General features: G+C 39.8%; 1 protein-coding gene. It reads left to right on the top strand.

What is annotated here, in order from left to right; genetic code table 11:
* On the top strand, nucleotides 1–500 hold a 500-nt coding region (locus tag ACFIMU_RS08800; protein WP_375697045.1), incomplete at both ends, for a hypothetical protein.

Below are 500 nucleotides of genomic sequence, written 5' to 3'. Positions count from 1 at the left end.
CTGAAAAACGAAGCTGATAGCACGCCTGTCATCACAGAAAAAACCGAATATAGCGATATTTCTTTCCAAAAACCAGACAAATATAATTTTCTCGATGGCAGACCTTTATATCATGATATGGACTGGGATCGTTGGGGAAAAGGAAAACTTTCTAAGAGAAAGCATGGGGCAGTAGGTCCAAAACACTTTATATTTGAGCAACAACTTTGGAATAACAAAGAAGGAACCTATGGCACGGCAACTTTAAAAGATGGGACAGCCTATAAGGCATTTACTTGGAAACATAATGCTCGAAAAGGAGACATAGAAGAGTTTGTATGGAATGGTGATAGGTGGGGGGTCTTATCCTCAAACGAAAACTGGTCACATATGACAGAAAAGACTGTCACGCAAGGGTTTTCTCATAAACCAGTTTCGGGGATGATACAATCTAGTGGCAATCTCATCATTAATGCTGATACCATTGACAACCATTATAGCACTATAGAAGTGGGGGGAAA

Source organism: Bartonella sp. AC70YNML (genome assembly GCF_042196545.1).
In the GTDB taxonomy this organism is placed as follows: Bacteria; Pseudomonadota; Alphaproteobacteria; order Rhizobiales; family Rhizobiaceae; genus Bartonella.
Note: the sequence above shows the minus strand (reverse complement) of the source record. Positions and strands in the feature narration are given on the sequence as shown.